Annotated in this window: 13 protein-coding genes; 5 read left to right on the top strand and 8 right to left on the bottom strand. The window is 59.2% G+C overall.

Translation table 11 applies throughout. From position 1 onward, the window contains the following. Window positions 1–38: 38 nt before the first annotated feature. Window positions 39–7,121 (top strand): non-ribosomal peptide synthetase, encoded by a 7,083-nt coding sequence (locus tag FGE21_RS11520; RefSeq protein ID WP_139663438.1) that lies wholly within the window; start codon window positions 39–41, stop codon window positions 7,119–7,121. Between the two features lie 36 nt (window positions 7,122–7,157). On the opposite strand, the gene FGE21_RS11515 is transcribed toward FGE21_RS11520, so the two are convergent. After that, window positions 7,158–8,387, bottom strand: a complete 1,230-nt coding sequence (locus FGE21_RS11515; RefSeq protein ID WP_176695424.1) for a cytochrome P450 — start codon at window positions 8,385–8,387, stop codon at window positions 7,158–7,160. Between the two features lie 407 nt (window positions 8,388–8,794). Here FGE21_RS11515 and FGE21_RS11510 point away from each other — a divergent pair, with 407 nt between their 5' ends. The 3 genes from FGE21_RS11510 (at window position 8,795) to FGE21_RS11500 (ending at window position 11,380) form a co-directional block, all read left to right on the top strand. Continuing rightward, window positions 8,795–9,505, top strand: a complete 711-nt coding sequence (locus tag FGE21_RS11510; protein ID WP_139663436.1) for a hypothetical protein — start codon at window positions 8,795–8,797, stop codon at window positions 9,503–9,505. A gap of 39 nt (window positions 9,506–9,544) precedes the next feature. Further along, a complete protein-coding gene (locus tag FGE21_RS11505) occupies window positions 9,545–9,856 on the top strand; it encodes an acyl carrier protein (RefSeq protein ID WP_139663435.1) in 312 nt (103 codons plus the stop codon). 516 nt (window positions 9,857–10,372) lie between these two features. Continuing rightward, window positions 10,373–11,380 carry a LacI family DNA-binding transcriptional regulator gene (locus tag FGE21_RS11500; RefSeq protein WP_139663434.1) on the top strand — a complete coding sequence of 336 codons (1,008 nt, stop codon included), beginning with the start codon at window positions 10,373–10,375 and terminating at the stop codon, window positions 11,378–11,380. Window positions 11,381–11,456: 76 nt separating this feature from the next. Here FGE21_RS11500 and FGE21_RS11495 read toward each other — a convergent pair whose 3' ends face one another. The 7 genes from FGE21_RS11495 to FGE21_RS11465 form a co-directional block, all read right to left on the bottom strand. Then, a complete protein-coding gene (locus FGE21_RS11495) occupies window positions 11,457–12,602 on the bottom strand; it encodes an iron-containing alcohol dehydrogenase (protein WP_139663433.1) in 1,146 nt (381 codons plus the stop codon). A 75-nt stretch (window positions 12,603–12,677) separates the two neighbouring features. Then, window positions 12,678–14,060 (bottom strand): aldehyde dehydrogenase family protein, encoded by a 1,383-nt coding sequence (locus FGE21_RS11490; protein WP_139663432.1) that lies wholly within the window; start codon window positions 14,058–14,060, stop codon window positions 12,678–12,680. A gap of 102 nt (window positions 14,061–14,162) precedes the next feature. Next, window positions 14,163–15,512, bottom strand: a complete 1,350-nt coding sequence (locus FGE21_RS11485; RefSeq protein ID WP_139663431.1) for a glutamine synthetase family protein — start codon at window positions 15,510–15,512, stop codon at window positions 14,163–14,165. 75 nt (window positions 15,513–15,587) lie between these two features. Next, window positions 15,588–16,622 carry a TRAP transporter substrate-binding protein gene (locus FGE21_RS11480; protein WP_139663430.1) on the bottom strand — a complete coding sequence of 345 codons (1,035 nt, stop codon included), beginning with the start codon at window positions 16,620–16,622 and terminating at the stop codon, window positions 15,588–15,590. Window positions 16,623–16,676: 54 nt separating this feature from the next. Continuing rightward, window positions 16,677–17,996, bottom strand: a complete 1,320-nt coding sequence (locus FGE21_RS11475) for a TRAP transporter large permease subunit (RefSeq protein ID WP_139663429.1) — start codon at window positions 17,994–17,996, stop codon at window positions 16,677–16,679. Next, entirely contained in the window at window positions 17,993–18,580 is a 588-nt protein-coding gene (locus FGE21_RS11470; protein ID WP_139663428.1) for a TRAP transporter small permease subunit, read from the bottom strand. Before FGE21_RS11470 ends, FGE21_RS11475 begins: the two co-directional genes overlap by 4 nt. Continuing rightward, complete coding sequence (locus tag FGE21_RS11465; RefSeq protein ID WP_139663427.1) at window positions 18,577–19,341, bottom strand: N-formylglutamate amidohydrolase; 765 nt, start codon at window positions 19,339–19,341, stop codon at window positions 18,577–18,579. The genes FGE21_RS11470 and FGE21_RS11465 overlap by 4 nt, the downstream gene beginning before the upstream one ends. A gap of 115 nt (window positions 19,342–19,456) precedes the next feature. Between FGE21_RS11465 and FGE21_RS11460 the strand changes: the two genes are divergently transcribed. Beyond that, window positions 19,457–20,314, top strand: a complete 858-nt coding sequence (locus FGE21_RS11460) for a MurR/RpiR family transcriptional regulator (protein ID WP_139663426.1) — start codon at window positions 19,457–19,459, stop codon at window positions 20,312–20,314. The last annotated feature ends 15 nt before the right edge of the window (window positions 20,315–20,329 follow it).

The raw sequence follows: 20,329 nt of genomic DNA, 5'->3' as shown, positions 1-20,329 counted from the left end.
ACGAAGGGGCCTCTTCCCGCTTATTTCAAGGCAATCCAATGACCAATCCTAAACCATTTCAGACTGTTACAGCGAGCGTCGCATTGTTGCGGCCACTCTCCGCGGGGCGCCGCGGGCTGGCGGGCGATGGATCTGTTTCGGTTGACATCGATCCGTCCGCCACCCGGCGCCTTATTGATGCAGCGAAAGGGTCCGATCTCGGCCTCTTCATCCTTTTCACCACTTTCTTCAAATTGGCTGTCAGCCGGTACACCGGCGAAACCCGGTTCGATTATCTCGCCCCCAATTACAGCGATGGGAACGCCTGTGGGCTGGTCATGATCGAGGACGAGATGCACGCGACCAGGAGTCTCGCCGAAAACGCGAAAGAAAGCCGGGCGAATATCCTGCAGGCGTTGAGCCGAGCGCAATCGGAGCCGAACCTGACATTGCCATCGGATCTGCCATATCTCAGCATCTCAAATCTCGGCGGGGTGAGCGCTTCGGATCAGTCGCCGCTCAGAAGCTTGGCCGTGACCTTGCACCGAAGAGACACCGGTCTGCGGGTTAACTTTCAATTCGACCAAGGCAAGGTCTCGGACGCCCGGGTACAACAGTTTGCTGCGCATTTGGCCAACCTGATCAGGAACGGAGCTGCGGATTTCAGCGCGAGTGCCGCTGATATCGAGATGCTTGATCCCGAAGAGGTCCGAGAATTGAATGGCTTCGCTGAGGGTCCCAGGCAGACCTTTTCCCATTCCGACCTGTGGGCCGCGATGGATGCCCGCGCCCGGGACACTCCGGATGCGGTCGCGCTCAGTGACGCAGAGGCCAGCTTCAGCTATATGGAGCTGTGCGCGGAAGCTGACAGGATCGCGGCCGCGCTGTTGGCCAGAGGCATTGGCAAGGGCGACCGGGTTGCCGTGGCTCTGCCCCGAGGCGCATCTCTTGTCCTTGCGATGCTTGGCATCCTGCGCAGCGGCGCTGCCTTTCTACCGCTCAATTTGCAAGACCCGGACTCTCGCCTGAAACGCGTATTGGATATTGCGAAGCCCGCGCTTGTAATTGGTGATTCCGATCGCTTTGACGGGCTAGGTGCGAAAGCGACCCTTCCGCCTGCATCCCTGCGACAATCCTCCAGCGCCCCGCTTGGCAGGGGCGACCTGCCGCTGATCGCGCCAGAAGACCCGGCCTATGTGATCTTCACATCTGGCTCCACCGGCACTCCGAAGGGTGTTGAGATCTCTCACAGGGGCATCGCAAATGCCGTGCAGTGGCGCGCAACGACCTATGCCGAGCCCACGAAGCAGACAGTGTTGTTGGTCTTCCCACCCAGCTTCGACGCCTTCATTCTCAATCTTTTCTCGCCGCTGGTGTCGGGTGAGCATGTCATCTTGCCGACGGATGACGCCGCCCGCGACCCCTCTGCTCTGCGTGGTCTTGTGACGCAATACGCGGTAACGTTTATGACCATCGGGCCTGCGTTGCTGCAAGCGATGCTTGCCGATGGCGATCCCACGAGAGAGCTGGAAAGCCTGCGGCGCATCACCCTGGCCGGAGACACGATTGACCCGAGCCTGATACACGCAATCACGCGGTTCTGCCCGAAGGCCGCCATCTCGAACGAATATGGCCCGACCGAAAACGCTGTGGTGTCGACCTATGCGGAAACCGTCGACCGGGACGCCCCCAACATCATCGGACGACCAATCGCGAATACCTGTGTCCGGATTGTCGACGATCAGGGGCGACCGCAGCCGATTGGTGTCTCCGGCGAGATACTTCTGGCGGGCCATGGGCTCGTCAGGGGCGGGTATCTGAACGCAACTCCGAAAGAGGGTGCGCCCTTTTCCCAGGTCGATGGAGTGGGCACCTATGCCACTGGCGATCGCGCACGTTGGTGCGAAGATGGGCAAATCGAGTTCCTGGGCCGAAAGGACAACCAGGTGTCGCTGCGCGGGATGCGGGTAGAGCTTGGTGAGGTGGAAGACCGTCTGAAATCGCTCGACAGCATCGAGACTGCCTGCGTTTTCGTGGTCGGCGATGCCAACGATGCCACCCTGGCGGCCTGTTTTTCGGCAAAATCGGAGGTTCAATACGACACCATTCGATCCAAGCTGTCGCAAGACCTGCCCAGCTACATGGTGCCGCATCAGATGCTGCAAATGGCTGCGCTGCCAATCAGGGAAAACGGCAAATACGACGTCGCCTTGATGCGAGAGCGTCTTGGATCCTCGGCTGATGGGCACCGCCCCGTGAAGTGGGAAACCGAAAACGAGGCAAGACTGGCTGAGATCTGGAAATCGCTGCTTGGCCTTGGATCGGTGCGCCCAGACGATAATTTCTTTGCTGCAGGTGGCCATTCCCTCAAAGCGACGCAGCTGTTGTCACGGATCGCGCAGACTTTTAACTGCAGCCTGTCTTTGCGAGAGATCTTCAACGCGAACACGCTGCGCGATATGGCGCATCTCATCGACGATACGTTGAGCAACGCGGCAGGCGCCTCGAATTCGGCTTCCAAGCCTCTGGACCCGGAGGCCTTGTTCCCGGTCTCACGGGCGCAGGCCCGGATGCTCGCGTTGAAGCAGTTTGGCGAGACCGACCGGAACTACGCCGCAAGCGTCGTGTTCGAAGCCTCCAGGCCGCTGGACCCCACGCGGCTGGAAGCGGCGATCAATTGCGTGGTTGCGCACCATGAGGTCCTCCGCAGTCAGTTCGTCTTTCTGGCCGAAACCACGATGGTCAGGTTCACCAACAAATGCCGTGTACCGTTTCGCAACTTCTCCATCTCTTCCGAAGCCGATCTGTCGACGGTGGTCCTGCCCGCGTTGTCGGATTTTGATTTGGAAGTTGCGCCCTTGGTGCGGGCGGGCTTGGTGCAAGGCCCTGGCGACAAGAGCTTCGTCGTGATTGCGTTTCATCATGTGATTATCGATGAACCTTCGCTGGATATGGTGCTGGAGGATGTGGCCCGTGCCTATACTGGCGCAGCGCTTCCTCTGCGAAGCGGCCAGCGGTTTGCAGACTATGTCGCAACGCAGCGCGCGGCACGACAATCACCCGCCCAGACAGGGCTGCTCGACTATTGGCGTGATCGGCTTGGGTCGCTGGACCTGGAGCCCGTCGACTTGCCCTACGACTATGCAATCGAAGGAAGCTCCGGATTTGGGGCACAGGTCGTCACGTCCCTCAAGCCCGAGGTCTCGCAGCAGCTGCGTCACTTCTGCGACACACATGGCTGCAGCGCGTTCGGCTTCTTTCTGACGGCGGTGTCCTGCCTTCTGGCGCGCATAGGGCGCCAGTCACAGGTAACCCTCGCCTGCCCTGTGTCTGAACGCCAAACGGTAGACACCCAAGAGACCGTCGGCCTGCTGCTGAACACTTTGCTACTGTCCAATAGCGTTGATAGCGATCTGTCCTTCGTAGAGATGGCGCAGCGAATCGGCGCGACCCTGCAAACCGACCAGGCCCACGCTGAAGGCCAGTTAAACGACGTGCTGCAGGCGATTGGCTGGCGCAGTGACCGAGATTTCTCAAGCGTCTTCAACGTAATGTTGTCCTTTGTAAAACAGGGTCAACGGCGGCTCGACATGGGCGATGCACAGCTGACCCAGCGCGATGTCCACAACGCCACATCAAAATATCCGCTCCTATTCGAGATCCGGGACAGGGGCGATCTATTCGAATGCGCGATAGAGTATGACACCAAGCGGTTCCGACCCGCGACAGCAGAACGCATCCTCAAATGCCTGTGCACAATGATTGGCGGCGTCCTGGACGCTCCGGACCGTCCGCTGTCCAGCGTCGCTATCATTGACGATGCCGACACCCGGAGGCTGCTCCGTCTCGGAGACGCTTTGGACGGCGCTGAATTCGGCGATGACACCGTGGTGTCCCTGTTCGAACGACAGGTTCAGTCGCAGCCAGATGCCATCGCCATCGTGGCCTTTAACGGCTCGGTCAGCTACGCGACGCTGAACGCCTGGGCGAATCAGCTGGCGCATCGGCTGCAAGACATGGTTGGGCGGGGCGATAGGGTGGCCGTTTTGTGCGACCGGACTTGGCAGAGTATCGGCTGCATGCTGGCCGCCCAAAAATTGGGTGCGGCCTATGTCCCCATCGACTTTACCTACCCCCGAGATCGGACGCGCCTGATCGCCGGACAAAGCGATGCGCGCGTCCTGTTGACGGATCGCGAGGACCCCAGCGCGTTTGGCGATTTCTCTTTGATCGTACGGATCGATCAGGAGGATCTGTCGGGATACCCGTCCGAGAACCCCGCCGCCCGCGCCCGACCGGACGACCTGTCCTATCTGCTTTTCACGTCGGGCACGACCGGTGTGCCGAAAGGCGCGGGCGTTCGACATCGAAATCTTGCAAGTCTGATCAACTACGTCGGTGCACATTTTGATATCCAGCCCAGCGACGTGCTCTCGCAGTTTCACAGTACCTGCTTTGATGTGTCCGTTTGGGAGATATTCGGCAGCCTGTTGAATGGCGCCAAGATGGTGATCTTGCCCAGTGAGGTCCAGAAGGACCCTGGCGAGGTGTTGCGCTGGATTGAGTGGCAGGGGGTCACCTTCCTCTGCCAGCCGCCGTCAGCGTTTTATCTGCTGTCCGAAGAGATGCTCAGCGCTGGCCGATGTGGCGCGCTGCGCTGTGTCGTGCTGGGGGGGGAGGCACTCAAACCCTATAGGCTGGCCAATTGGCACAAGACCTTTTCTGACATCCGCCTGGTAAATGGCTACGGCACCACCGAGACGACAATTTACACCACATTCAAGGATGTCAATGTCGCGGCGGATGCGCGCGCCTCAGCCAGCATAGGTCGCCCGTTGAAGTCCACCTATATCCGCTTGCTTGATCCCTATGGGGTTCCGGTGCCGGAGGGGATGACCGGAGAGATCTATATCGGCGGGCTCGGCATAGGTGCTGGCTACATCAACGATGCCGAGAAGACCGCCGCGAAATTCGTGCAGGATCCGTATGATCCGAACCGCATTCTGTATTGCACCAATGATTTGGCAAAGTGGCTGCTGGATGGCGATCTTGTCTACATCTCTCGCGCGGATCACCAGATCAAGATCCGCGGCTACCGGATCGAAACCGAAGAGATCGAGCGATGCATCGCCGAGTTCGGCGCGATTCGGGACGTGATCGTTGTGGGCTTTTCCGACGTGCGCGACGAGACGCGCTTGGCCGCCTATTTTGTGTCTCATGAAGTGGAGGACGAGGCGGCGCTACGTCAACATATACGCGACCGTCTGCCGGCGTTCATGCTGCCGTCGCACCTCATCCAGCTGGACTCTCTTCCTCTCTCGCCGAACGGAAAAGTTGACAGGAAGAGCCTGCCGGCGCCCGCAACATCACGGGGCCGCGCTGAGATAGAAGCCACAAGGGACATCCCCAAAGGATTGTTGGAAAAGATTGAAAAGATCTGGGCAAACAGTCTTGGTGTGCCGCAAAGCAGCCTCGATCCGGACGCCAATCTCTTTGATATCGGGGGGGACTCAATCACCGCTAGCGTCATTGTGCGGCAGTTGAAGTCCGCTGGATTCTCCGTCACGGTAACCGACTTGTTCAAGCTGAATTCGATCAATGCGCTTGCGGCCTCCCTCGCGCGTCAGGCTGAGGATCTGATTGCCGCAGTGCCTTTGCAGAGGATGGTCACAGAGTCGTTCTCGATCGATCTGCCGGTGCCCGGTCGGCTGGAGTTTCAAGCACCGCAAAGAGGCCAGCAGCTCACGCGCATACTTTTGACGTCGCTTGCATCGGCGCTGAAATTCTCGCCGTTCGAAAAAACGGTTGGCGTGTCCCTGCACCAAGGCGCGTCTGTCGATAGATTTGTGCTCTCCGCAGATCTGGATGCGCCGCATGACCCCGTGGCCAGCCAGCGAGAGATCGCGGATCGAATAGATGCGGCGCGCACCGGGGCAGATCCTGTCCGCGCCCCGATTGCGTTTTCATTGGGCACGAAGAGTGAGGAGCAACCAGATCCAACCCTATCGCTTTGGGTGACGGCTCGGGCAGATGCGTCCAAGCTGCACATCGAGGCGGGAGTCACAGACGCCGCACAAAGCGCGGTGCTCAGTCAGGTCCTCGGGATCATGAAATTCAGTCTGGCGGGCATGCTCGCAACGTTGCCGCCCGAGCCCGCCCCCTCGTCGGCCCAGTCCCGTCGTGTCCGGCTGGACGTTGAACCATTCAACGAGGTGTTTTTCCAGCATTGCCGAAATCAAGGTCTGCTTTCGGCAACGCACTATTTCTCGGCTGCGTTTCTGCCGTTCTTTGCCAATACGGCCACTTATTTTGAGGCCGAGCCCGAGTTGAGCGTGCACTACCATGACACCTATGACCAACCGGAGCTTCTGGCGAGACTGGGTGTGGCGGTTGAAGATCACATTCAATCGCACGATCTGGTCAATAATTTGCGTGATGCCTTGACTGCAGGCCACCCCGCTCTGGTGGATTTTGACTGGTTTGATGTCTCCCTGCAGAAGGATCATTTTCAGCAAAAACATAGCGGCCATAGCGCCTTGGTGGTCGGGTTTGATGATACGGCCCAGCAGTTTGACATCGTCGTCAACGACACCATGATCGGTCTGAACTATCGTCACTGCACGGTGGCCTATGCGCAATTGGTCGCCGGTCACGTCAGCTTCAACAAAGTGTTCAACGCTGATCGTCTGGCGCCGAGCTTCAGCGTGATCCGCGGCAAACACGGGCGCAATACATTCTCTCAAGCCGAGATTGCGGCGCTGGCGCAGGACACGTTTTTGACCACGCAAGCCCGGCACGGTGCATCAACTTTGGCGGCGCTGGAGAAGGTCAAAGCGATTTTGACCGCGCCCGGAAACCACCAAGATGACGCAAGGCAAACCGCGCGACTTCTGAGCTTCTTCATCGGCGAGGCCATGAACGCGCGCAAAATCGCCAAGTTCGCCTGTGAACAAATCAATGGCAGCGGCTCGACGGTCATGCTTTCTGCGCTGTCAGCCTCTGCCGCAGGCTTGGAGACGATGCGGAACATCCTGCTGAAGGCAGAGTTTTCAGGGAAGTACACAGCCAGTGTCTTCAGCCGCCTTGCAGATCAGGCGGAGGCTGTGCTGCGTGCGGAAGAGATCCTGTTAAATCCGAAATAACCCATCCTCCGGGGAGGCTTACGCATCGGGGCGGTGTTACGACAAGAGCCGTACCGGCGCTTCGACGATTCCCCAAAGCAGGTTCGAGCGCAGCCGACGTGAGGGCCCGGCCCGTTCGAACCGCGCAACATACCGGGCCAGACAATCAAGCAGCAGGGCCACCTCATAGCGCGCCATCGCGCCGCCGACGCAGGCGTGCGCCCCTAGTCCAAAAGTCAGATGCGGGTTTTCTTCACGGTCGACGCGGAACATGTTGGGCTGATCAAACTTAAGGGGGTCCCGATTGATGATGGGGAACCAAGCGCTAACCCGTTCTCCGCAAAGGATTTCCTTTCCCGCCAGGACGGTGTCGGCAACGCAGGTGCGCATCAGGTTCAAGCTCGGAGAGGTCCATCGCATGACTTCTTCGACAGCGCGCGGCAGCGTCTCCGGATCAGACCGAATTTTTTCCCACTGCTCGGGGTGATCGGCGAAGGCGAGGATCGCACCCGTTGAAGCGTGGCGCGTGGTTTCATTTCCCCCAGTGATCAGCCCATGCAAGTTGAAGACCATTTCATCTCCTGTAAGGCCCGATCCTTGAAAGCGGTCGGTCAGCATCCGGCTGACGGCATCCTGTTGCGGCGCGTGCCGTCTACGCTCAATCAACCCGCCGAAGTAGTCAAAGAGCCCGGCATTCGCCTCGAATTTTTGCATCCGGGTCTGGCTCCCGGCCTCTGCTTCAACGTCATATGCGATCCTCACCATCTGAGTGATCTCGGCCACATCGCTGTCCGGCACGCCAAGGAACTTGCAGACCGTAAAGGCCGGCAAGACGCTGGTAAGCACACTGACACAATCGAAGTCAGGTCCATCGACCAACGGCTCGATAGTGCGGGACAGCAGCGCGTTCATCCCGGGCTGCAATTCGGCGAGCTGCCTGGGTTCAAGAAGAGGCGCGATAATGCGGCGCATCACGCGATGGCGCGGCTGGTCGGTGACAATCAGCATCTTGCCCGCTGCGCTCTTGGCGGAATCGTCGTTCTGACCGACGTTCATTCCCTGTGCGCTAGAGAACGACTTCGCGTCCAAAAAAAACTCGCGGGCTTCGGACCATCCGGTAACGGCCCAGAAATCCTGAACCAGCTCGCTCTTGTTCCAGTAAACCCGGTCGGTCTGTTGGACCTGGGCCAACAGGTCCAGGCCGTCCCCGATCGCATAGTTCTCGGGATTTGCCAGATCGGGACGCAGGTCGGTATCATCAAAACTCAGCGGTATGTCCAAATTCATGGCGGCACTCCTCATCTCTGGGGGGCTTCGGCGCTGGTGGCGGCGGTGATGATCGACAGACGCCTGCGGCATCAGGCGCGGTCATTGTGGCGCACACACTTCAGGAATGTATTCGAATCTGAGGTGCACGTCATAGCTGAATTTCATCCAAACAGTCTCTGAGTGCTCTGCGCAACCGAAGGCTGCATTGAATAGGCAAAAAAATATCTGATTTATCGGTAGCATATGCCTCAACCGCGAGGGTGCGCACGTATTTTCTTGCGCCAATATCACAATGGAATATACTATTTTTGCGCAATATGTCATGGGCTAATGCCCTATGAGAACCCTGCTACCTTGCTCGGCCATCGTATTTGGCTCAGGACTGAACTTCAAAGAAGACATTCATCCTAAGGGGGAAAGCTATTATGGAGAAAAAGGATTTAACCAGAACCGATGACGCGGTCTTTGTTGAAACGCTTGTTGAAAGTGACGTCATCAAAGTCGAGCGTGTCGTCACTCGCGGGCAAGCGTCCGAAGCGGCTGCTTTTTGCCCACAGGAGGCACTCGATTTCCTGATCATGCTGAAGGGCACTCTGGAGCTTGAGTACAAAGGCGAAAAGGAAACGGTCTCTTTGCGTGCCGGCGATTCGATCATGACGGAGCCCGGCGAGGAGAACCGCGTCGAGGCGACCAGAGAAGGACAAGAATCTGTTTGGGTGAAGATTTCGGCCGCCGGAAAGAACCGCCCGGGGATTTTTCCCGCCCCCGACGCGGAGAAAGTTACACCCCGCGTGCGCAATATATTCCGCGACACCGCCATGATCGAGTCGCTTGCCGAAACCGAATCTGTGCGAATTGAACGCGTCATCTCTGCGGGACAAGTTGCCGGAGCCCCCTGCGAGCAGGGTGTTCACGAATGGCTGATGCTTGTCAGCGGCGGCGCGACGATCGCAATGGAAGACGAAAAGTTCGAGTTGTCGCCTGGGGACCACATATTCATTCCGGCCAAAACAAAAAGCCAGGTCCTTGAAACGGCGAGTTTTGAGAAAACGATTTGGGTGGCCGCCTATTGGAAAGGGGAGCCGAGCTCGCGGCGCGCGATGCAAGGCAAATTCCCAGTCTCGACTGGGTACTGAGACCTCGGCAAAGCCCGGTATCCTGAAAACACCGAGAGCGTGGCCGACAAAAGCCTGCCGCGCTCTCTCCCTGCGAATTGGTCGCTTGCCGTGCATAACGACATAGTTAGTATCTTTCAGAACCACCTTGATTTGCCAGAGGCGATATCCGTCGATACGCGCCTGGAGGAGCTCGGTGTCACGTCATTCGGGTTCATCGAGCTTGTGCTCAAGATTGAAAACCAGATCGGGTTGGAATTCGAAGATCGGTACCTAAATTACCTTGAGTTCCAAACCGTTGAAAACGTGATTTCTTACTGTCAGCGCCTGGCCTCTGCCGACAGAGGTGGCCCGACGAATCCGAACTGTTGAGCTAGGTGGATTTTCTGCTCCCACTCCGGCAGCGTTGCCGGGACGAAGGAGCGAAGATGGCAAGACGACCACGACGGAACCACAGCCCTGCATGCGAAGATCGGCCAGTTGGCATTGGAGAACGATTTCTTGAAACGGCTCGAAACTGGTCAACCGGACCGAGCCACCTATGACTGATGTTGCGTCATCGTGTCAGGCTAAAGTTGCGCGCCCCATTTTCGCGACAGCCGATTGGCGGTGAATTGGACCTGCGCCCAGGAGAGCGATGGCGCAGATTGCCTGCCGTGTGGTACAAGGTAACCCACAAGTGCCCCGTATCCTTTCCGCTCCATCTCGCTGCCAGGGGAGTGTTGCATTGCGCATAAAGTATTCGCGGCACTGATCAGAAACCGGCACACCGTTCTCTTCCTGGATCTATGTCCTATGAAATGGCTTCTTCTTCGGTTTTCAAAAAAACCGCAATCGTTTACAACAATTTCGCAATAGGGCATTATTGGCGCCTTCAAAGGAAGGCTCATGGACAAGAAGATCGCTACGATTCAAGATGTTGCTGCGCAAGCGGGTGTTTCCACCGCGACCGTCAGCCGGACCTTGTCGAAACCTTCTGTGGTTGCAAAAGCCACGCGGGAAGCCGTTCTGGCAGCCGTCGACCGAACCGGATACCGCGTCAATGCGACGGCCTCGAACCTCCGCAGGCAACGCACGGGCAGCGTCATCGCCTTGGTTCCGAACCTCGCCAATCCGTTTTTCTCGCAAATCCTCGCGGGCATCAATTCGGTTCTGCATCCCGTCGGCTATGGCCTTTTGATCGCTGATACCCAAGCCGGGCCCAATCTTGAGGATCGGCTGTCGGCGTACCTCCAATCCAGCATGGCAGATGGGTTGATCCTTTTTGACGGCACGCTGTCACCTGAGGCGCTGAAAAATCCTGGTCGTCCGCCAGTGGTTCTCGCATGTGAATGGATGGATGACGATTTGCCCTCCGTCTGTACCGAGAACGCCCGCGGCGCGGCCTTGGCGGTGGGACATCTGTTTGACATGGGGCATCGGCAGATCGGCCACATCACCGGGCCGCAGGGGAATGTCCTGTCTGAAACACGACTGACCGGCTATCGTGATGCATTGGCGGAACGTGGATTGGCAGCGCGTCCGGACTGGGTTTTCGATGGCGACTTCAGCATGGATTCCGGCGCCGCTGCAGCCCAGAAATGGCTCCGGTTGGAGCGCCGGCCGACCGCATTGTTCTGCTCCTCGGATGAAATGGCGATCGGCTTTATGGGGGCGGTGCAGCATCGCGGCATCAGAGTGCCCGAAGATGTCTCACTGGTGGGTTTTGACAATATCGAGGTTGTCGAACACCTCACCCCGGCATTGACCACGATCCGCCAGCGGCGCACGCAGATTGGCGAACAGGCCGCGCGGCTTCTGCTGGACATGATCGAGGCGGGGACTCTGTCAGGACCGTCACAGACCGTCGAGGTCGAACTGATATGCCGCGACAGCGTGGCCCGCATTTCCGACTAGGACCGATGCAAATGGCCACGCTGCTGGGCGTGGCCACATGTGTTGTCACTCTGCGGACAAAGGCCACCGATGCCTGTCAGAGTGCGGCTTTGAAAAGCTGTGTCAGGTTTTCTTCTGTCAGGGTGATCGGGTTGCCACCGCAGCTCGGATCAATGATCGCGCCCTTGACCAGCTCTGGGATGGCCTCCTCGGTCACACCGAGTTCTGACAGGCCACGCGGGATGCCGAGGCTGTCGTTCAGATCCTGCACATAGCTTCTGAATCCTGCGAATCCGCCCTCGATCCCGAGGTAGGCGGCGGCAGTGTCGAACCGGTCCGAAATGGCTTCGGCATTGAACGCCAGCACCGCAGGCATGCAGACGGCGTTTGTGGTGCCGTGGTGCGTGTTGAACACCGCGCCAATCGGGTGGCTCATGGCATGGATCGCCCCGAGCCCCTTCTGAAAGGCGGTCGCGCCCATCGCCGCCGCTGACATCATCTGAGCGCGGGCCTCAATGTCGGTTCCATCCTCATAGGCACGTGGGAGGTACTCCTTGACCAAGCGCATGCCCTCCAGCGCGATACCCTGCGACATCGGGTGATAATGCGGCGAGGAGAAGGCCTCGACGCAATGTGCAAACGCATCGAGGCCTGTGCCGGCCGTGATGAATTTTGGCATGCCCAGGGTGAGCTCCGGGTCGCAAATCACCACCGTCGGCAGCACTTTCGGATGGAAAATGATCTTTTTCTGATGCGTCACGCTGTCGGTAATGACGGAGGCGCGGCCCACCTCGGACCCGGTTCCGGCCGTGGTTGGCACCGCAATGATCGGTGCAATTGCATTCGCATCGGCACGGGTCCACCAGTCACCGATATCTTCAAAATCCCAGATCGGTCTGGTTTGCCCCGCCATGAAGGCCACCATCTTGCCAAGATCGAGCCCGGAGCCGCCGCCAAAGGCAATCACACCGTCATGACCACCGGCCTGATAGGCCGCAACCCCGGCGTCCAGGTTTTTCTCGTTCGGATTTGGATCCACCTCCGAGAACATGCCACGACCAAGCCCCGCTGCCTCCATGATGTCGAGCGTCGCCTGGGTCACGGGCAGGTTTGCCAGCCCCTTGTCGGTTACAAGCAGAGGTTTCCTGATCCCTGCCTGCGCACAGGCCTCGGCCAGTTCCCCAATCCGGCCTGCACCGAATTTGATTGCGGTCGGATAGGACCAGTTTCCAGTGAGAGACATGAGGTTTGCCTTTCTTATATGGCCAATCGGCCGAAATAGGTTCAGTTCCGGACGCAACAGCGCCAGAAAGCGAGGTCAGACGGTGACTTTCTTCAGGTGGTAAGACTTCGGGCGGGTCAGGTTCTGGTAGCCAATGACAGACAACCCGCCGCCGCGACCGGTATTCTTGCAGCCCGTCCAGCACAGCCCCGGATCCAGATAATCCGCCCGGTTCATGAACACGGTTCCCGTCTCGATCTGATCTCCGACAGCCTGCGCGCGCGCGACATCTTTGGTCCAGAGCGAGGCGGTCAGGCCGAACTCGCTGTCATTCATCAGTTCAATGGCTTCCGCATCCGAAGAGACCTTCATGATCCCCACGACCGGCCCGAAACTCTCGTCCCGCATCACCCGCATGTCATGGGTCACGTTGGTCAGAATTTGCGGCGTGAGATAGGCCCCACCATCGTCGGCGTCCATGGGCTCGATATGCGCGACGGCTCCTGCTGCAACCGCCTCGGAGATCTGATCCCGGACCTCCCTTGCGAAGCGGACATTCGCCATCGGTCCGATGGTCGTCTCCGCATCCAGCGGATTGCCGAGCCTGTAGCCCCGGACAACCGCAACGGCCTTCTCGACGAAGGTGTCATAGAGGCTCTCGTGGACATAAATCCGCTCGATCCCGCAGCAGCACTGGCCGGAATTGAACATGGCACCGTCGATCAGCGTATCGACCGCTGCGTCCACGTCGGCATCCTCCATCACATAACCGGGATCCTTGCCGCCCAGCTCGGTTCCCACACCGGTAAATGTCCCTGCAGCCGCGCGCTCCATCGCCTGACCGCCGCCCACAGAGCCGGTGAAATTCACAAAATCAAAGGCCCGCTCGGCAATCAGCGCCGCAGTGGTATCGTGATCGAGAAACAGGTTGCGGAAAACATCCTCCGGCACGCCCGCAGCATGGAACGCGCGCGCCATCCGCTCACCGACCAACAGGGTCTGTGTCGCGTGTTTCAACACCACCGTATTGCCGGCGATCAGGGCCGGCGCCACGGTGTTGATCGCCGTCATATAGGGATAGTTCCACGGCGCGACGACAAGGACCACGCCATGCGGAATGCGCTTGATATACCGCTTGAAGGTCTGGTCTTCACCCACTTCGATATCCGCCAGGCTCTCCGCTGCGATCTTCGCCATGTGGGATGCGCGTTCATTGACCCCACCGAACTCACCGCCGAAGCGGATTGGCCGGCCCATCATATGGGCCAGCTCAGGGACGATCTCGTCATTCATGGCGCCGATTGCAGCCACCCCCGCCATCACCAGATCAATCCGGTCCTGCAAAGGCCGCGCAGCCCAGGCGCGTTGTGCGGCACGGACCTTGTCGACCGTCTTGCGCGCCGCCTCCGGATCCAGTGTTTCCCGACTCGCAAAAACCGATCCATCAATCGGAGAGATACAGTTCAATGTCTTGCCCATGTGGCCTACTCCTCGGCAGCGTATAAACGCGGCCTTCACCGTTTTCATCTTTTCCCAAATACCTCGGGGGTGCGGGGGCTGGCCCCCGCGGCCCGCTCCGGATCAGGCTTTCTCAAACCCACGCGCGATCTCGTAATCGGTCACGACGCGGTTGAATTCTTCGATTTCCCAGTCCGCCGCGCGGACATAATGGGTCACAACCTCTTCTCCAAGCGCCTCTCGCAACATCTCCGACGCTTCCAGCGCGTCACGCGCCTCTTGCAGCGTGCGCGGAATATGCTGCTCTGTATCACCGGCATATGCATCGCCCCGGAAGGGGGCAGGCAGTTCGAGCTGCTCTTCGACCCCCCTGAGACCCGCCGCCAGCATGGCGGCCTGCGCCAGATAGGGGTTCATGTCAGACCCCGGCACCCGGCATTCGACCCGGACGGCCTTGGACCCTTCACCGCAAAGACGGAAGGCCGCCGTCCGGTTGTCCACGGACCATACGGTCTGGGTCGGGGCAAAGGTCCCCTTGGCAAAGCGTTTGTAGCTGTTGATGTAGGGCGCCATGAAATAGGTATAATCGGCAGCGTATTTCAACAGCCCCGCCATATAGTGGTCCATCAGCTTCGACTTGCCGAGCGGCGCGGCACCGTCAAAAAACGCATTCGCTCCATTCATCCACAATGACTGGTGCACATGGGCCGCCGACCCCACCCGGTCCTTGTCCCACTTCGGCAGAAAACTCGCGGCATAGCCCTGCTGGTGGGCGATTTCCTTGATGCCGTGTTTGGCCAACGTATGGTGATCCGCCGTCGCCAGGGCCTCGTCGTATTTGACGTTCAGCTCTTCCTGGCCTGCTTCTGCTTCTCCCTTGGAGCCCTCGATCGGGATGCCCATGGCCCGCAGATGATTGCGGATCGGGCGCATGACCGGCTCCTCCTTGGAGGTCTGGAAAATGCTGTAATCCTCATTGTAGTTGGAGATCGGCTTCAGTTTGAAACCGGTCCGCGCGATCTCGTCATGGGTTCCTTCGAACAGGAAAAACTCCAGCTCCGTCGCCATGACCGGCGTATAGCCGAGCGCCGTGCAGCGCGCGATCTGCGCCTTCAGGATCTCACGGGGGGAATGCGGCACCGGCCCGTGGGTGTGATGGTCCAGCACATCGCACAGCACCAGGGCTGTCCCTTCGAGCCACGGAACAGGCCGCAGCGTCGAAAGATCGGGCTTCATGATGTAGTCGCCGTAACCGCCCTCCCAGCTGGTGGAGGCATAGCCGTCAGGCGTTGCCATCGCGAGGTCGGTGGCCAAAAGGTAGTTGCAGCAATGTGTCTCGCCCTCTGCCATCTCGAGGAAGGCTTCGGCGTGAAACCGTTTGCCCATCAACCGGCCTTGCATGTCCACAATGCAGGTCAGGACAGTGTCAATCTGCCCGGCCGCGATCTGTGTCTTGAGATCCTCGAAAGTCATCTGGCGTTCCCTGTGGTTCTGACAGGGGGCAGGGTCAGACCCCGCCCCCGTAAAATGGTGACTATGCCTGTCCGCTTATCCGTAGCGATACGGGCGGCCGGCTTTTGCCATATCGGCGTTGTACTTCTTGAAGATCTCGACGACCTTTGCCTTCGTCTCGGACTCTGCCGCGATCTCGTCCCAGAAGGCGACGGCCGCATCTTCGACCTGCTGCCATTCGGCATCGGGGATCGAGGTCAGCTTCATCTTGTCGCCCTCCACACGCAAGGAGGCCTCGCCACCCCAATACCACCACTGGCGGTAGTAATGCGACTGATCGCAGCACACGCGGAACAGGGTCTGCAGATCCTCGGGCAACTCGTTCCAGCGATCCATATTGGCAAAGAAGCTACCGGCCCAGGCGCCGGAAATGTTGTTGGTCAGGAAGTAGTTGGTCACATCCGCCCAGCCGACGGTATAGTCCTCGGTGATGCCGGACCATGCGATCCCGTCCAGCTCGCCGGTCTGCACCGCGACCTCGATGTCTTCCCATGGCAGGGTGACCGGCACGACGCCGAATTGCGACAGGAACCGACCGGCCGTCGGGAAGGTGAAGACGCGTTTGCCCTTGAGGTCCGCCAGAGAATTGATCGGATCCTTGGTTGCGAAGTGGCACGGATCCCAGGAGCCGGCAGAGATGTGTTTCACGCCGACTTTGGAGTATTCGGCATCCCAGATCTCGTTCAGGCCATACTGGTTGAACAAGACCGGCACATCGAGCGAATAGCGCGAAGCAAACGGGAAGTAGCCGCCAAACACGGTGACTTCGGTCGGCGACGCCATGGAGTCGTCATCCGATTGCACGGCGTCAATGGTGCCTTTCTGCAGGGCCCGGAACAATTCACCGGTGGGGACCAGCTGGTCGGCGTAGAACAGTTCGATCTGCATGCGGTCGCCTGCGATCTTGTTGAACATCTCGATCGCCGGGTCGATCACATGCGCGGCCAGTGCGGGGCCCGCATAGGTCTGCATGCGCCAGGTGATCTTGCCCTGCGCGAGGGCAGGGGCGGCCAGCGGCGCAGCGGCGGCGCCGAGTGCCGTGGTCTTCAGGAAATTACGACGTGTCGTCATTGGTGATACCTCTCTGTGGTCAGTTTGTTTTGGGCCCTTTGAAGGGTCTTCTGGTTATTGTCCGTAAACTGTCTGTGGCAGCCAAAGCGCGATCTGCGGGAAGATCATGATAATGGCCAGCGCCACGACCATGATGCCGACAAACGGCACGATGGAACGATAGATGTCGCCCAGCCCGATTTCCGGAGGTGCCATGGCCCGCATCAGGAACAGGTTATAGCCGAAGGGCGGTGTCATATAGGCGATCTGCGTGGTGATCGTATAGAGAATGCCGTACCAGACAAGATCGAACCCCAGCGCCTGGACCAGCGGCACGTAGAGGGGGGCCACAATCACCAGCATCGCCGTGTCGTCGAGGAATGTCCCCATGATGATGAAGGACAGCTGCATCAGGATCAGGATCACCCAGGGATCGAGCCCCAGTTGATCGGTGAACAGGTTGTCGATCGCCTTGACCGCGCCAAGCCCGTCGAAGACGGCGCCAAAGCCAAGAGCCGCAAGGATGATCCACATGAACATGCAGGAAATCGCCAGCGTGTTCCTGGTGCAGGATTCAAAAATTTTCCAGCTCATCCGGCGTTTGGCGATGGAGGCCGCGAGCGCCGTCAGCGCCCCGATGGCGGAGCTTTCGACCAGCGATGTCCAGCCATTGACAAAGGGAACCATCATTGCGGCGAAAATCAACAGCGGCAGCGCCCCCGCCCCGAGCAGGCGCAGTTTTTCCGCCCGCGGCACCTCATGGGCGTCTTCCATTGCAGGCCCGAGATCGGGGTTCATCCGGCAGCGCAACCAGATGTAGAGGATGAACAGGGCCGCCATCATCAGCCCCGGCAGCACTCCGGCCAGCCACAGCTGCCCCACTGGCTGCCGCGCGATCATGGCATAGAGCACCAGAACGACCGAGGGCGGCACCAGGATCCCGAGGGATGATCCGGCCTGAATGACGCCGGTGACCATGGTTTTGTCATACCCGCGCCGGAGCAGTTCCGGCAGCGCGATGGTGGCGCCAATCGCCATGCCCGCAACAGAGAGCCCGTTCATGGCAGAGACCAGTACCATGAGCCCGATGGTGCCAATGGCCAAGCCGCCGTTGATCGGCCCCATCCAGACGTGAAACATCTTGTAGAGATCGTCCGCCAGACGGCTTTCGCTCAAGACATAGCCCATGAAGATGAACATAGGGAGCGTCAGAAGCGGGTACCACTTCATCAGCTTCATCGCGGCCGAGAACGGAATGTCGTAGCCACCCACCCCCCAGAGCAGCATCGCGGCAACCGCGCCCACTGCACCAATCGCCCCAAAGACTCGCTGCCCCGTAAAAAGCATGAGCATCATCGACGCAAACATGAAGATGGCGATGTATTCCTGGCTCATGCGTCACGCTCACTCGGGATGTCATGCCCGTGGATGCGGGCGATGTCTTTGAAAAGTTCGGAAATGGCCTGCAGCAGCATCAGCAGAAAACCGACAACCATGATGGATTTGATGGGCCACACAAAGGGGCGCCACGCGGTGGAGGAGCGCTCGATATATCCGATACTTTCGGCACCGGTCAGCAGCCCCCAGAAAAAGGCAAACGGATTGTCGCCCCAATAGCCCAGGGAATAGGCCGTCGAGCCCAGACCGCCGTAGAACAGGATCGCGAGGTAGATGATCAGCGCCAGCACGGTAAAGGAGTCAAACCAGGCTTTTCTGCGGATGGTCCAATTGTGGTAGAACAGATCCATGCGGACGTTGGAGCCCAGCTGGATCGAGTAAGGCCCGCCGAGGATGTAGTAGGTGACCATGGCGAACTGCGCCATTTCCAGTGTCCAGAGCGACGGCAGAAAGAACGTCTTTGAGATGGAAGACCACAGCAGGACCCCCATCATCGCAAACAGCCCCCACATCATGATGCGCCCGATGCGGTAGTTCACCGCATCAACCACGCGCACATATCCCAGCATGGCACGGATCATGCAAATGCCTCCCGGAGGGTGGACCTTATCCAGGGCGCAAGCGCTGCCGCCCAGGCCTGCTGCTGCTGCTCGGTTGCAATCAGATCGTTGCGAATTTCCAACATAACGTTCAGCAATCCGTTATCACAGCCATGCAGGTCCAGCGTGTGCGCGACACCATCGGAGGCGCTGTAGGGCTCGTTCAGTTGTACGTTCCAGGTGTTGTCCTCGGGCTGCCGCGCCAGCATCGCACGGGCGAACCGGTCGTCGCGGCCATGCAGCAGCCCCAGCTCCACGGTTCGGGTCTTGCCGTTGTAGACCGGGGTAAAGCTATGCACCGTGACCATCAGCCGAAGCGCCTTCCGCCGGTGTTGGATTTCCTCTTCGAGGGCGGCGCGGAACGGTGTGTATACCGCCTCTACTCGCAGAGTGCGCGCCGCGTCCGAGAGGTTCCGGTTGCCTGGAACGTCAAATATCTCGGATGCCGGCGGAATGGCCGTCGGCGACTCGGGTGGGCGGTTCAGGTCGTAGACCAGCCGGGATATGCATCCCTCGACCATCGGGGCGCTCAGCTGCTCTGCCAGGTGACGGGAAACGCCCAGAGCGCCGGGGTCCCAGGCAATATGACTGTCACGGGCGGCCGGAGCCAATCCGAGCCCGTTCAGGTCGGGGGGAATCCAGTTTGAGGCGTGCTCACACACGACAATCACTTCTGCGTCAGCGGCAGAGGGGGTTTTCGCAAAGGCCGGACCATAGGATTCAACGAGGGTATCAGTGCTCATAATGTAGCATGCTCTTCAGTAGCCTTGTTCCTGTCAATATGTTTTCTGTAAATATTCTTTCATCGAATGGCGGCCTGTAATAATATGTAGAAAATGCGCGCAGGAGGGCAGGTGCATGCCGACGATTGCCGAGAAACTGAAATCACGCGAGTCGGAGCTGACCCGCGCCGAGCGCCAACTGGCCGCCGCCATCCTCGACAACTATCCGATTCCGGGCCTTGGCAGCATCACTGAGCTGGCCGATCTGGCCGAGGTGTCGACGCCGACCGTCGCGCGGATGGTGCAGAAACTGGGGTTTTCAGGATATCCGGAGTTCCAATATGCGCTGAGAGAGGAGCTGCGTGAAATAATTTCCAACCCGGTGGAGAAACGTGCCGAGCAAGCCCCTGCCTTGCCGGAGGCGCATATGCTCAACCGCTATGCGGTCGGCGTCTACGACAACATCAGGGCAACGCTTGAAAATGTGAACCTCGCCGAGTTCGACACCCTATGCGCCCTGCTGGCCGATAACAGCCATCGGGTCCATATTGCCGGCGGGCGGCTGAGCGGCACATTGGCGCAATCCTTTTACCTGCACCTGCAGATGATCCGCCGTGATGTGTTCATGATCCCGCCGCGGGCCTCCTGGACGCATTCGGTGCTGGACCTGCTGCCCGGCGACACGCTGATCCTTTTCGACATCCGCCGATACGAAAACGCGACGCTGCTGCTGGCGGAAATGGCGCATGAGCGCGGCGTTCGCGTGGTGCTGTTCACCGATCAATGGCGCTCACCGATCCAGAAGCTGGCCAAATACACCTTTGCGGCGCGTATCGCAGTGCCCTCGGCCTGGGATTCCGGCGTTGCGCTCCTGCTGTTGGTGGAAAGCATGATCGCCAAGATCCAGGAAGACCATTGGGAGATCGTGAAAGCGCGCACCGACGAATTGGAAGCGGCGTTTGACCGGACCCGGCTTTTCCGCAAGTTCACTTGAGGCTTGTTCTCTGTC

It is taken from the genome of Phaeobacter sp. B1627 (assembly GCF_006265095.1).
Lineage (GTDB): Bacteria > Pseudomonadota > Alphaproteobacteria > Rhodobacterales > Rhodobacteraceae > Epibacterium.
This window is presented reverse-complemented; position numbering and strand designations above follow the sequence as displayed.